Genomic DNA, 14,092 nt, shown 5'->3' on the forward strand with positions numbered 1-14,092 from the left:
GACTGGTGGAGTAGGAAAAGTCTCTTTAATTCGTAAAATTTTCGTTACGCTTCGTGCGATAAGTCGTGTTTGCGGTGACTGTCGGGTTTGAAAAGGCCGATGGCTGTCACATAATCTTGACGACTATCTTGCGCGCTGCGCAGAAAATTCCGGCGCCAGACCGCCTCTTCACCTGTTTCGGGCCTTTATATGCGTATCAAAGTCCACTGCCAGAATCGCATCGGCATCCTGCGCGACATTCTCAATCTGCTGGTGGAGTACGGGATCAATGTCGCCCGTGGCGAGGTGGGCGGTGAGCATGGCAACGCGATCTACCTGCATTGCCCGAACCTGATCAACATTCAGTTCCAGGCGCTGCGACCCAAGTTCGAGGCGATTGCCGGGGTGTTCGGCGTCAAGCGGGTAGGGCTGATGCCCAGCGAGCGGCGGCACATGGAGTTGAATGCGTTGCTCGGCGCGCTGGAATTTCCGGTGCTGTCGATCGACATGGGCGGCTCTATTGTGGCGGCCAACCGTGCGGCGGCGCAGTTGCTCGGGGTGCGGGTGGACGAGGTGCCGGGGATTCCGTTGTCGCGTTACGCCGAGGATTTCGATCTGCCGGAACTGGTGCGCGCCAACAAATCGCGAATCAACGGCATGCGGGTCAAGGTCAAGGGCGACATCTTTCTTGCCGACATCGCGCCGCTGCAATCGGAACACGACGACAGCGAGGCCATGGCCGGTGCCGTGCTGACCTTGCACCGTGCGGACCGCGTCGGCGAGCGCATCTATAACGTGCGCAAACAAGAGTTGCGTGGCTTCGACAGCATCTTCCAGAGCTCGAAAGTGATGGCGGCGGTGGTGCGTGAAGCACGGCGCATGGCACCGCTGGATGCACCGCTATTGATTGAAGGCGAAACCGGCACCGGCAAAGAATTGCTGGCACGGGCCTGCCATTTGGCGAGTCCGCGCGGACAGTCGCCGTTGATGGCGCTCAACTGCGCGGGGCTGCCGGAGTCGATGGCCGAGACCGAACTGTTCGGCTACGGCCCCGGTGCCTTTGAAGGCGCGCGTGCCGAAGGCAAGCTCGGGCTGCTGGAGTTGACGGCGGGCGGCACGTTGTTCCTCGATGGCGTCGGCGAAATGAGCCCGCGCTTGCAGGTGAAATTGCTGCGCTTCCTGCAGGACGGCTGCTTCCGGCGGGTGGGCAGTGATGAAGAGGTTTACCTGGATGTGCGGGTGATCTGCGCAACCCAGGTCGACTTGTCGGAGTTGTGCGCACGAGGCGAGTTTCGCCAGGATCTGTATCACCGCTTGAACGTGCTGTCGCTGCACATCCCGCCACTGCGCGAATGCCTCGATGGTTTGACGCCGCTGGTGGAGCACTTTCTCGATCAGGCCAGCCGGCAGATCGGCTGCCCGCTACCGAAACTGGCGCCGGCGGCGATGGACCGGCTCAGCCACTACCATTGGCCGGGCAACGTGCGGCAGCTCGAGAACGTGCTGTTCCAGGCGGTTTCGCTGTGCGACGGCGGCACAGTCAAGGCCGAGCACATTCGCCTGCCGGATTACGGCGTGCGTCAGCCGCTTGGCGATTTCTCCCTCGAAGGCGGGCTGGACGAGATTGTCGGGCGCTTCGAGAAGGCGGTACTGGAGCGACTGTATTCAGAGCATCCGAGCAGCCGGCAACTGGGCAAGCGGCTCGGGGTTTCGCACACCACGATTGCCAACAAGCTGCGTGAGTATGAAGTCGGCAAGGACGCGTCCGAGTGAACACGGCCGGATCGGGTGTTTGCCGCCAAGCGGCATGACACCGCCGGTTTTTCGACTTCGATACATTTCCCTCATCCTCGCAAAATCCCTCAAGTCCTTTGTTTACCGGGCCCTCAGCCGCCAGAAAAAAAGTTGGTCTGCAAATTGCTTATGGCTCAGCAGTACAGCGGTGGGCGGCAAACGTCCGGCATGCAGAGGAAAGAGTGTGGACAAGTACCTTTATGTGGCAATGACCGGCGCCAGCCAGAACGCACTGGCGCAAAAGGCTCATGCCAACAACCTGGCGAACATCTCCACCAATGGTTTTCAGCGCGACCTGGAGCAGGCGCGTTCGATGCCGGTGTTCGGTGACAGCTTTCCGGCGCGTGCGTTTGCCATGAGCGAACGGCCCGCCACCGACTTCACGCCGGGCTCGCTGGTGCAGACCGGCCGTGACCTCGACGTCGCCGTGTCGGGTAACGGCTGGATCGCCGTGCAGAACCCTAATGGCGGTGAAAGCTACGTGCGCACCGGCAGCCTCAATATCGATGCCCTCGGCGTGTTGCGTGCCGGCAACGGCATGCCGGTCATGGGCAATGGTGGACCGATCGCCGTGCCGCCGGAGCAGCAGGTGGAAGTCGGTGAAGACGGCACCATCAGCATCCGTGCGATGGGCGAGGGCCCGCGCGTCATGGCCGAAGTCGACCGGATCAAGCTGGTCAACCCGGACATCAAGAACATGAACAAGGGCCTGGACGGTTCGATTTACACCAAGGACGGCCAGCCTGCGCCGGCCGATGCCAACGTCAAACTGGTGTCGGGTTTCCTGGAGTCGAGCAACGTCAATGCCGTGGAAGAAATGACGTCGGTGCTGGCCCTGGCCAAGCAGTTCGAACTGCACGTCAAGATGATGAATACCGCCAAAGACGACGACCAGGCCATGGCTCGGGTCTTGCAGATCAGCTAATTATCAGAACGTCGCGCCGTAAAACAGGCGCACGAGGAGAATCGAATGCTTCCGGCTCTATGGGTTGCCAAAACCGGTCTGTCCGCCCAGGACACCAACCTGACCACCATTTCCAACAACCTGGCGAACGTGTCGACCACGGGTTTCAAACGTGACCGCGCCGAGTTCCAGGACCTGCTGTACCAGATCAAGCGTCAGCCAGGCGCCCAGTCGACCCAGGACAGCGAACTGCCGTCAGGTCTGCAAGTGGGTACCGGTGTGCGCATTGTCGGCACCCAGAAAAACTTCACCGCCGGCAGCCTGCAAACCACCGAGCAGCCGCTGGACATGGCCATCGACGGTCGCGGTTTCTTCCAGATCCTGCAGCCGGACGGCACCACGTCCTACACCCGTGACGGTACTTTCCACCTCGACTCCAACGGCCAGATCGTCAACGCCAGCGGTTTCGCCCTGGAACCGGCGATCGTCATCCCGAACAACGCCCAGACCTTCACTGTGGGCCGAGACGGCACCGTGTCGATCACCGTGGCCGGCAACGCCGCATCGCAAGTGATCGGCAACCTGCAAACCGCCGACTTCATCAACCCGGCCGGTCTGCAAGCGGTGGGCAACAACCTGTTCCTGGAAACCGCCGCTTCCGGTGCACCGCAAGTCGGTACGCCCGGCCTGAACGGTTTTGGTACCACCCTGCAGAACACCCTGGAAACCTCCAACGTCAGCACCGTGGAAGAGATGGTCAACATGATCACCACCCAGCGCGCGTACGAGATGAACTCCAAGGTGATCTCCACCGCCGACCAGATGCTCTCGTTCGTAACGCAGAATCTGTAATCAAGTCTATGAGGCGGCCATGAGGTCGCCTGCAACACCGTGAGGTAAGGGTCATGAAGCGCTTTGTATCTGTTGTGGCATTGAGTGGGGTCGTCTCGCTCGCGGGCTGCGTCGCTCCGACGCCCAAGCCCAATGATCCTTACTACGCCCCGGTGTTGCCGCGCACACCGTTGCCGTCGGCCGCCAACAACGGCTCGATCTATCAGGCCGGTTTCGAACAGAACCTGTACAGCGACCGCAAGGCGTTCCGGGTCGGTGACATCATCACCATCACCCTGAACGAGAGGACCCAGGCCAGCAAGAACGCCAACTCGCAGGTGGCCAAGAACAGCAAGACCGGCATCGGTCTGACGTCGCTGTTCGGCAGCAGTGCGACCACCAACAACCCGATCGGCAGCAATGACCTGAGCCTGAGCGCCAGCTACGAAGGCGACCGCGCGACCAAAGGTGACAGCAAGGCCGCCCAGGGCAACACCCTGACCGGCTCGATCACCGTGACCGTTGCCGACGTGCTGCCCAACGGCATCATCGCCGTGCGTGGCGAGAAGTGGATGACCCTCAACACCGGCGACGAGCTGGTGCGGATCGCCGGTCTCGTGCGGGCCGATGACATCGCCACCGACAACACCGTGTCCTCGACCCGGGTCGCCGATGCGCGCATCACCTACTCGGGCACCGGTTCGTTCGCCGATGCGAGTCAGCCAGGCTGGTTCGACCGTTTCTTCCTCAGCCCGCTGTTCCCTTTCTAGGTGGCTACGTTGAATTTCAGAAGTCTCATGGTGGCCGCGTTCCTGTTGTCGGCGGCCTTCAATGCACAAGCCGAACGGTTGAAGGACATCGCCAGCATTTCCGGCGTGCGTTCCAACCAGTTGATCGGCTATGGCCTGGTGGTCGGTCTTAACGGCACTGGCGACCAGACCACGCAGACCCCGTTCACCCTGCAGACCTTCAACAACATGCTCTCGCAGTTCGGCATCAAGGTGCCGCCGGGATCGGGCAACGTGCAGCTGAAAAACGTTGCGGCGGTATCGGTGAGTGCCGATCTGCCGGCGTTCGCCAAGCCGGGTCAGCAGGTCGATATCACCGTGTCGTCCATCGGTAACTCCAAGAGCCTGCGCGGCGGCACTCTGTTGCTGACCCCGCTCAAGGGTATCGACGGCAACGTCTACGCCATCGCTCAGGGCAACCTGGTGGTTGGCGGTTTCGACGCTGAAGGCCGTGACGGTTCGAAGATCACCGTCAACGTTCCGTCGGCCGGTCGCATCCCTGGCGGTGCGTCGGTCGAGCGTTCGGTGCCGAGCGGTTTCAACCAGGGCAACAGCCTGACGCTGAACCTCAACCGTTCCGACTTCACCACCGCCAAGCGCATCGTCGACAAGATCAACGACATGCTCGGCCCTGGCGTGGCCCAGGCCATCGACGGCGGTTCGATTCGTGTGACCGCACCGCTCGATCCGAGCCAGCGCGTCGACTACCTGTCGATCCTGGAAAACCTCGAAGTGGATCCGGGTCAGGCGGTGGCGAAAGTCATCATCAACTCGCGTACCGGCACCATCGTCATCGGCCAGAACGTGAAGGTATCGCCGGCCGCCGTGACCCACGGCAGCCTGACCGTGACCATCACCGAAGACCCGATCGTCAGCCAGCCAGGCCCGCTGTCCAACGGCCAGACCGCCGTGGTACCGCGCTCGCGGGTGAATGCCGAGCAGGAAGCCAAGCCGATGTTCAAGTTCGGCCCGGGCACCACCCTCGACGAGATCGTCCGGGCGGTGAACCAGGTCGGCGCAGCGCCGGGTGACCTGATGGCCATCCTCGAAGCACTGAAGCAGGCCGGCGCGTTGCAAGCCGACCTGATCGTGATCTGAGGACGGCGACCATGGATATGCGCAAAAGCGGTCTGGTCAGCAGCAGCGATTCGGGTTCGTACTCCGACCTCAATCGTCTGAATCAGTTGAAAGTCGGCGACAAGAACAGCGACGGCAACATGCGCAAGGTTGCGCAGGAATTCGAATCGCTGTTCCTCGGTGAAATGCTCAAGTCGATGCGTTCGGCCACCGAAGCTCTGGGCCAGGACAACCCGCTCAACACGCCGGCCGCCAAGCAGTATCAGGAAATGTACGACCAGCAACTGGCGGTTTCCATGTCCCGCGAGGGCGGTGGTATCGGTCTGGCCGACGTGCTGATCAAGCAGATGTCGAAGAACAAACCGATGGCGCCGGGCGAGGCTGCGGCCGCATCCGCCGCCAAGCAGGAAGAAGCCAAAGCCAAGGCCGCTGCCGTAGCCACGCCGATTGCCGCCGGCACCGTGGCCACCAATGGCCCGTTGTCGCGACTCAACGGCGAGCGTCCACTGTGGGCGTCGCGTTCGGTGCATGCGCCGAACACCGAACTGACCCATCGCAATGATATGGAAATGATCAACCAGCGTCGTCTGGCGTTGCCGCCGAAACTGGCGGATCGCTTGCTCGCCGGTCTGGTACCGTCGGCCACGCCGGCAGCGAGCACTCAACTGCCGCAACGCGCCACGACCGCCGCCGTCACCGGTTCCGGCCCGCTGTACAACGGCGACTGGCTTGACCGTGCCGAGGCAGACAAGGCTTCCGGCGGGCAGATGCAGATTTACGGCCGAGCCATGGCGCAGATCCCGTTGGCGCCAGCCAAGCGTGCGTTCAGCAACGCTGACCAGTTCGTCAACACCATGCTGCCGATGGCTCAGGAAGCCGCCGCACGCATTGGCGTCGATCCGCGTTATCTGGTGGCTCAGGCTGCACTGGAAACCGGTTGGGGCAAATCGGTCATGCGCGCCCAGGACGGCAGCAGCAGTCACAACCTGTTCGGCATCAAGGCGAGCAGCAACTGGAAGGGCGATTCGGCCCGGGCGATCACCAGCGAGTTCCGCAACGGGCAGATGGTCAAGGAGACGGCCGAGTTCCGTTCCTATGCCTCGTACAAGGACAGCTTCCACGATCTGGTGACTTTGCTGCAGAGCAATAATCGCTATCAAGATGTGCTGAAGTCGGCCGATAACCCAGAACAGTTTGTACGCGAATTGCAGAAGGCCGGTTACGCGACCGACCCGAACTACGCGACGAAGATTTCGCAGATTGCCAGGCAGATGACGGTCAATCAGAACTACGCTGCGGCCGGCGTTCCAACAACGCCCTTATAAACACAAGGTAAGGTTTGAATCATGAGTTTGCTCAATATCGGGATGTCGGGGTTGAACGCGAGTTCTTCCTCTCTGGCTGTGACAGGTAACAACATTGCCAACGTCGACACCGCCGGTTATTCACGCCAGCAAACCGTGCAGGGCACCAAGTCCTCGATTCAGTACGGTAACGTGTTCATCGGTACCGGTACGACCCTCGCCGACGTGCGTCGGGTGTACAACTCCTACCTCGAATCGCAGCTGCACACCGCCACCTCGCTGAGCAGCGAAGCGGCCGCCTATGGCGCGCAGGCGACAGCGCTGGACGGTTCGCTGTCCGACACCAACACCGGCCTGACCGGCGTGTTGCAGAAGTTCTTCACCTCGATGCAAGGCGTATCGACCTCGGCCACCGACGACACTTCCCGTCAGTCGGTGCTGACCGGCGCGCAAGCCCTGACCAGCCGCTTCAACGCACTGGCCAAGCAGCTCAACGACCAGAACACCACGCTCAACGGCAACCTTGGCGACATGGCGGCCCAGGTCAACAAACTGGCCACCTCGATTGCCAATCTCAACCAGAAAATCGGCGAGATTTCCACCAGCGGCGGCCAGCCGAACGATCTGCTCGACACCCGTAACGAAGCCGTGCGCCAGCTCTCCCAGCTGGTCGGCGCGCAGGTCGTCGAGCGCGGCACCAGCTTCGACGTCTACGTCGGCAGCGGGCAGCCGCTGGTTGTCGGTAACACCACCAATACCCTGAGCACCGTGCCGAGCAAGGATGACCCGTCGCGCATGGGCATCCAGATGGATCGCGGTTCGAGCACCATCGACATCACTTCGGTGATCAGTGGCGGCGAAATCGGCGGTCTGCTGAGCTATCGCAAGGAAGTGCTCGACCCGTCGCTCAACGAGCTGGGTCGTGTGGCGCTGGTGATCGCCGATCAGGTCAACCGCCAGCAAGCCCAGGGCATCGACAAGAACGGTGACTTCGGCGCAGCGATTTTCAACAACATCAACAGTGCCGCGCTGATCAGTCAGCGCAGCATTGCCCAGGCGGGCAACAGCGCGGGTTCGGGCAACCTTGACGTGACCATCAAGGACACCGGCAAGCTGACCACCAACGATTACCAGGTCACCTTCACCAGCGCGACCAACTACACGGTCAAGCGCTCGGACGGCACCGACATGGGTTCGTTCAGCACCACGACCACGCCGCCTCCGGTGATCGACGGTTTCACCCTGGCCCTCAATGGCGGTGCTCTGAGCGCCGGTGACACCTTCAAGGTGACTCCGACCCGTGGCGCGGCCTCGAGCATCCAGACCGTGCTCACCGACCCGAAGAAAATCGCGGCGGCGGCACCGTTGACCGGCGTGGCCAGCACCAATAATTCCGGCACCTACACCCAGCCGACGCTGACCGACACCATCGATATCTACAACCCGACCTCCCAGGCCGAGTTGCAGAACGCGCTCAAGTATTCGACCCCGGTCAAACTGGTGTTCGGTGCGGTCGCCAGCGGCAGCCAGTCGTACAACATGGTCGATGCCAAGGGCAACACCATCGGCACCGGGACCATCGTGCCGGGGCAGGCCAACACCCTGAACCTGAAGATCGGCATGGTCGACTCCACCGGCGCACCGGTGATGGATACCAGCGTCACGCCGAACGTGCAGAAAACCTTCACCGTGCAGACCACCGTGGGCGCGACGCCGAAAGCCGGCGAAACCTTCACCATGAGTCTGACCGGCGCGGCGTCTTCGGACAACCGCAACGCCCAGGCACTGGTTGGTCTGCAGACCAAGCAGACCGTGGACACCGGCTCGGGCAGCAAGGGCATCAGCCTGACCGACGCCTACAACAAGCTGGTGACCAACGTCGGTACCAAGGCCGCTCAAGGCAAGTCCGACATCGAGGCCACCACCGCCATTCTGGATCAGGCGCAGGGCGCGCGTGATTCGCTGTCTCAGGTCAACCTGGACGAAGAGACCGGCAACCTGGTCAAGTATCAGCAGTACTACACAGCGTCTTCGCAGATCATCAAAGCTGCGCAGGAAACCTTCGCCACGCTGATCAACAGTCTTTAAGGAGCCGTAATTCATGCGCATTTCCACCGCTCAGTATTACGCGACGCAAGCTGCTCAATATCAGCGCAACTACAGCAAGGCTGTCGCGACCGCGAACGAAGCCAGCAGCCTGCAGCGCATCAACACCGCCGCCGACGATCCGATCGGCGCCGGTCGCTTGCTCAAGCTCGGTCAGCAGGCCGCGATGCTTGATCAGTACAAAGGCAACATCGACACCACCAAGAGCGCGCTGACCGTTCAGGAATCCACACTGAACTCCATCACCACTGCTTTGCAGCGCGCGAAGGAAATCGGTCTGGCCGCCAACAACGGCATCGCCACCGATAAGGACCGCCAGGCTTACGCCGCCGAACTGAGCCAGATCCAGCAACAAGTGCTGGGCCTGATGAACTCCAAGGATGCCAACGGCAACTACCTGTTCTCCGGCTCGAAGACCGATACCGCGCCGTACTCGCAGAACGCCGATGGCACCTACACCTACAACGGTGACCAGACCCAGATCAACCTGGGCATTGGCGACGGCCTGTCGGTAGCCACCAACACCACCGGTTGGGATGCGTTCCAGCAGACCATCAACACCAGCCGCACCCAGACCACAATGACGGCTCCGGCCGTCGATGACGGTCGCGTGGTGCTGACCAACGGTACGGTCGGCACCGCCGCCACCTACAACGCCAAGTTTACGGCCGGTCAGCCTTACACCGTGGACTTCATCAGCAGCACTCAGCTGAAGATCACCGATGCCCTGGGCAACGACGTGACTTCCGAGGCCAGCCAGAACGGTCTGATCAGCAACAGCAACGGCGCCAACCAGACGGTCAGCTTCCGTGGCGTCGACATGAAGTTGAACATCAACCTCAAGGCTGGCGATACCAACCCGGACGCGGTCATTGCCGGTCATAGCTTCCAGCTGTCGGCTTCGCCGGACTCGTTCACCGCTTCGCGCAGCCCGGGCAACCCGTCGACCGCGGTCATCACCGGTTCCAGCGTGACCAACCAGGCAGCCTACGACGCGGCTTTCCCGTCGGGTGGCGGCGCAGTCCTGAAGTTCACCAGCGCCACCGCGTTCGACCTGTACGCGGCGCCTGTCACTGCCGACAGCAAGCCGATCTCGTCGGGTACCGTGGCTGGCGGCAACGCCACGGCAGCGGGCGTGACCTTCGCCCTCGGTGGTACGCCGGCGGCCGGTGACCAGTTCTCGATCCAGTCCAACAATCACCAGACCCAGAACGTGCTCGACACCCTGGGCCAGATGGTCACGGCGCTGAACACCCCGATCGACGGTGATCCGGTGGCCAAGCAGAAATTCCAGGGTGCCATGGAAGCCGGCCTCGGCAACATCGACAGCGCCGCCAATCAGATCGGCAGCGCGGTGACGTCCATCGGTGCCCGTGGGTTGTCGCTGGATGACCAGAACACCACTAACGAGAGCCTGCAGCTGGCAAACTCCACCACTCAGGGCACGATCCGTGATTCGGATCCGGCCGAAGTGATGACCCGCCTGACCTTGCAGCAGACCATGCTGCAGGCCTCGCAACTGGCGTTCAGCAAAATCTCTCAGTTGGGCCTGTTCAACAAGATCTGAAGCCTGAGCGGGCGCGCAAGCGCCCGCTTGCTCTGACCGCTCTGTATCAATCGTCTTTTTTTGCGGTTTCAAAGGGCTCGCTGTTCCGGGCGGGTTCCCGCCGCTTGCGAGTCCGCCGTGAATTCACTCCCCCTTGTCAGCCTCGTCATCCCCGCCTTCAATCCGCGTTTTTTCGAACGGGCCTTGAACAGTGCCGTGAGCCAGAATTACGGCAATCTCGAAATCATTGTGTGCGATGACAATCGCGGCAACGAGATCCAGGACATCACAGCGTCAGTGAGCGAGCAGACAGGCGTGGCCGTACGCTACGTGCGCAATCCACGGACGCTGGGGCTGGTCGACAACCTCAAGGTCTGTCTTGAGCAGGCGCAGGGCGAATTCATCAAGTTCCTGTGCGATGACGATCTGCTCTATTCGGCTTGCATCGAGCAGCAGGTCCACGAAATGCGGCATGACGAAGTCAGCCTGGTGGTGGCTCAGCGTCTGCTCTGGGATGCCAACGACATCATTCTGCCGGCGCGTATTGAAAACACCCCGTTGTCGCCAGTCAGTGCACTGCTCAAGGGCGACGATGTCCTGGGCATCTTTGAAAAATTCCCGGTCAACGTTCTCGGTGGATTCAGCAGTGCGCTGATGCGCCGCGCCGACGTTGTCGAGCTTTTGCCGGCGTTGACCGAGGAGGGTGCCTGCTTCGTCGCGACGCTGGATTTTGCCCTGTATGTCTGTCTGCTGCGGCGTGGCAACCTGGCGGTTTCCAATAACGTACTCAGCGCCGAACGTCTTTACCCGGAGCGTTTGAGTGCGCAACAACCGATGAAGGATGCGGCAGAAGTCGAGCGCGAATGGATTTCGCAAATGCTCAAGGCGCGCAGTGGTGAGTCGGCGCCTGCGCCGGGGTGGGTGCGCTATGTGCCGCTGACCCGTGTCGAAGAGTCGCCCCGGGTGTGGCAAGAGCTGCCCCTGAGCCGAACCCTTGGCTCCAAACAGAGCCGTCAGGAATGGGGCGTAGGCGTCAACAGCTTCAGCTTCGGCGAACTCTACGCGCAGTGGCTGGCATGCCGGGTGCTCACCGAACAGCAGCGCCACTGGTTGCCGGAAACGCTTGCCAGCTGGCCGCAGCAGCCGCGAATCGTGCCGATCATCATTGACCGGCAGGGCAGTCGCGATGGTCTGGAGCGCACACTGGAGGCGCTCGCTGCCCAGGATTACCCGCCAGAGCTGATCCTGGTGCTGTCCGTTCTGTGCAACGAGGCGACCCTCGATGGGCGCGTGTTTCACATGCCGTTGCAGGATGACGGGCTGGAACAGATCAACACACTGCTGCCGCAGCTCGAAGGCGCCGACTGGTTCTATCTATTGCAGCCAGGTGATTGCCTCGTTGCGCCGGCGTTGTTGGTCATGGCCGACCGGATCGCGCACAGCCAGACCCTGACCTGTCTTTACAGCGACGAGGGTAGCCTGCGCACCGGCGAATCGGCGGAGCCTGCGTTCAAGCCGGACTTCAATCTGGATCTCATGCGCAGTTATCCCTACGTCGGGCGCGCCCTGGCGTTCAAGCGCGAGCGCTTTCTGGCGCTCGGCGGCTTTGCACCGGCGTTTGCCGAGCTGGCCCCCCATGATGTGCTGTGGCGGATGGTCGAGAGCGACGGCCTGAACGTTGTGGGACACATTGCTGAAGTGCTGCTGGAGTCCAAATTTGATCTTTCCCAATGGCTGACCGAATCGGGTGTCGTTGCGCAAAGTCCACGAATTCTCGAAGCGCATCTGCAACGGCTGGGGATTGTCCATGAAATCCGTCGTGGTGGCAGCGAGCTGCTGAATCGCGTGGATTATCACCACGCCCGACGCCCGCTGGTGTCGGTGGTCATTGTCACTCAGGACCAGACTGCTGCCGTGCAGCGCTGTGTGGAAACGCTGCTGGAAAAGACCGCTTATACCGAGTACGAATTGCTGTTGGTCGACAACGGCAGCGAAAGCGCTGAAGCGCGGGTATGGCTGGACGGCATGGCGCAACTGGGCAGCGACCGGATCCGCGTGCTGAGCTATCCGCAACAGGGCAATGCCGCCGCTGTGCACAACTTTGTGATCAGCCAGGCGCGTGGCGAGTATGTGTTGCTGCTCAACGCCTTTGCGGTGATTACCCAGGCCGACTGGCTCGATGAACTGCTCAACCATGCGCAGCGCCCGGAAGTCGGGGTGGTCGGTGCCAAGCTGTTCAATCCCGACGGCGGGGTGCTGCATGCTGGCCTGATTCTCGGTTTGAACGGGCCGGTCGGGCTGCCGTTCTATGGCCAGCCCATGCAGTCGGACGGGTACATGTTCCGCCTGCAGGCGGTCCATAACCTGAGTGCTGTCGGCGGCGATTGCCTGATGATTCGCAAGTCGGTTTTCGACGCTGCGGGTGGGCTCGACGAGCAGGACCTGAAGCAGTCGCTGAATGTCGTGGATCTGTGCTTGCGGGTTGGCCGCGAAGGCTACCTGGTGGTGATGAGTCCCCATGCCGTGCTGGCGGTGGGCGCGCGCCCAAGCGCTGCGGCGACGGCGGAAGACGAAGCGCTGCTCGCCGAGGAAAGGGACACGTTCTACCAGCGCTGGTTGCCGACCATTGCACGCGACCCGGCCTACAACACCAACCTGACGCTGCAGGGTGTGGGTGCCACCAACTTCAGTCTGGAACCTGGCTTGCGTACTGGGTGGAGTGCCTTTTCCAGGGCGCAGTTGCCGAATGTGCTGGTGGTGCCGATCAACGCCTCTGCCATCGGGCACTACCGCATGAGTCAGCCGATGATCGAGCTGCAGGCGGCCAACCGGGTCGAGGGGCGCATTTGCTACGGCTTGCCGTCGATCATCGATATCGAGCGTCAGTCGCCCGATGTGATCGTGTTGCAAGGGCGCTATTCGGAACACGCCATCGATGAAATCCCTCCGCTGAAAAAGTATTTCAATGCGCGGCGCATCTTCGAGCTCGATGACTATGTCATCGACGTTCCCCATCGCAATGCGCATATCCGCAACATGCCGAGCAAGCAGGACATGGAGCGTATGGTGCGACGCGCCATTGGTCTGTGTGATCGAGTGGTCGTGTCGACCCAGCCATTGGCTAACGTGCTGTCGGACATGCATCACGACATTCGTGTCGTACCGAACATGCTGTCCAAGGACTTGTGGAGTCACTTGCGCAGTCAGCGCCGTACCTCGAAAAAACCGCGGGTCGGTTGGGGTGGCGGCACCAGTCACCACGGTGACCTGGCCGTCATCGCCGATGTGGTGCGCGAGCTGGCCGACGAAGTCGACTGGGTATTCTTCGGCATGTGCCCGGACGATCTGCTTCCGTACATGCATGAATTCCACGGTGTGATCGATCTGGAAATCTATCCGGCGAAACTGGCCAGCCTGAACCTTGACCTGGCCCTGGCGCCGCTGGAATTCCACGTATTCAACGACTGCAAGAGCAACCTGCGGCTGTTGGAATACGGTGCCTGCGGTTATCCGGTGATCTGCACGGACACCGAAGCGTATCGCGGTTATCTGCCGTGCACCCGGATCAAGACCAACAGCACGGACGAGTGGCTGCAGGCGATCCGCATGCACCTGGCCGATCCGGATGCCAGCTACCGAATGGGTGACGAGTTGCGCGAGGTGGTCCTGCGTGACTACGTGCTGCGCGGCGATAACCTGCGGTATTGGGAATATGGCTGGCTGGCGGACTGAGCCGCGCTCGACAACCGAAAAAAGGCGACCT

9 protein-coding genes are annotated in these 14,092 nt (G+C 61.6%); all 9 read left to right on the plus strand.

Features of this window, described 5'->3' with window-relative positions; all coding sequences use genetic code 11:
• Positions 1-189: 189 nt before the first annotated feature.
• The 9 genes from ABFB52_RS08750 to ABFB52_RS08790 all read left to right on the plus strand — a co-directional run bounded on the left by ABFB52_RS08750 (position 190) and on the right by ABFB52_RS08790 (position 14,061).
• On the plus strand, positions 190-1,752 hold the full coding sequence (locus ABFB52_RS08750) for a sigma-54-dependent phenylalanine hydroxylase transcriptional regulator PhhR (protein WP_011333015.1): 1,563 nt from the start codon (positions 190-192) through the stop codon (positions 1,750-1,752).
• A gap of 205 nt (positions 1,753-1,957) precedes the next feature.
• Positions 1,958-2,698, plus strand: coding sequence for a flagellar basal body rod protein FlgF (locus ABFB52_RS08755; RefSeq protein WP_007958343.1), 741 nt, complete (start codon positions 1,958-1,960; stop codon positions 2,696-2,698).
• Between the two features lie 45 nt (positions 2,699-2,743).
• A complete protein-coding gene (gene flgG / locus ABFB52_RS08760; RefSeq protein ID WP_007958342.1) occupies positions 2,744-3,529 on the plus strand; it encodes a flagellar basal-body rod protein FlgG in 786 nt (261 codons plus the stop codon).
• Positions 3,530-3,582: 53 nt separating this feature from the next.
• Positions 3,583-4,278 (plus strand): flagellar basal body L-ring protein FlgH, encoded by a 696-nt coding sequence (flgH, locus tag ABFB52_RS08765; RefSeq protein ID WP_085605729.1) that lies wholly within the window; start codon positions 3,583-3,585, stop codon positions 4,276-4,278.
• 27 nt (positions 4,279-4,305) lie between these two features.
• The gene (locus tag ABFB52_RS08770) at positions 4,306-5,394 is read left to right on the plus strand and encodes a flagellar basal body P-ring protein FlgI (protein ID WP_039765528.1); all 1,089 of its coding nucleotides are present in this window, start codon (positions 4,306-4,308) and stop codon (positions 5,392-5,394) included.
• 11 nt (positions 5,395-5,405) lie between these two features.
• Positions 5,406-6,698: a flagellar assembly peptidoglycan hydrolase FlgJ gene (flgJ, locus tag ABFB52_RS08775; protein ID WP_129973381.1), complete on the plus strand. Its 1,293-nt coding sequence runs from the start codon at positions 5,406-5,408 to the stop codon at positions 6,696-6,698.
• A gap of 21 nt (positions 6,699-6,719) precedes the next feature.
• The gene (gene flgK, locus ABFB52_RS08780; RefSeq protein WP_085747132.1) at positions 6,720-8,765 is read left to right on the plus strand and encodes a flagellar hook-associated protein FlgK; all 2,046 of its coding nucleotides are present in this window, start codon (positions 6,720-6,722) and stop codon (positions 8,763-8,765) included.
• A gap of 13 nt (positions 8,766-8,778) precedes the next feature.
• On the plus strand, positions 8,779-10,350 hold the full coding sequence (locus ABFB52_RS08785) for a flagellar hook-associated protein 3 (protein WP_102717454.1): 1,572 nt from the start codon (positions 8,779-8,781) through the stop codon (positions 10,348-10,350).
• Between the two features lie 117 nt (positions 10,351-10,467).
• Positions 10,468-14,061 (plus strand): glycosyltransferase, encoded by a 3,594-nt coding sequence (locus ABFB52_RS08790; RefSeq protein WP_129973382.1) that lies wholly within the window; start codon positions 10,468-10,470, stop codon positions 14,059-14,061.
• Positions 14,062-14,092: the final 31 nt, after the last annotated feature.

Source organism: Pseudomonas sp. 9.2(2024), from assembly GCF_039695385.1.
GTDB lineage: Bacteria > Pseudomonadota > Gammaproteobacteria > Pseudomonadales > Pseudomonadaceae > Aquipseudomonas > Aquipseudomonas paraglycinae.

Coding starts and splice junctions, on each gene's coding strand:
- ABFB52_RS08750 (WP_011333015.1), top strand. CDS start 190: ATGCGTATCAAAGTCCACTGCCAGAATCGCATCGGCATCCTGCGCGAC.
- flgG (WP_007958342.1), top strand. CDS start 2,744: ATGCTTCCGGCTCTATGGGTTGCCAAAACCGGTCTGTCCGCCCAGGAC.
- flgH (WP_085605729.1), top strand. CDS start 3,583: ATGAAGCGCTTTGTATCTGTTGTGGCATTGAGTGGGGTCGTCTCGCTC.
- ABFB52_RS08770 (WP_039765528.1), top strand. CDS start 4,306: ATGGTGGCCGCGTTCCTGTTGTCGGCGGCCTTCAATGCACAAGCCGAA.
- flgJ (WP_129973381.1), top strand. CDS start 5,406: ATGGATATGCGCAAAAGCGGTCTGGTCAGCAGCAGCGATTCGGGTTCG.
- flgK (WP_085747132.1), top strand. CDS start 6,720: ATGAGTTTGCTCAATATCGGGATGTCGGGGTTGAACGCGAGTTCTTCC.
- ABFB52_RS08785 (WP_102717454.1), top strand. CDS start 8,779: ATGCGCATTTCCACCGCTCAGTATTACGCGACGCAAGCTGCTCAATAT.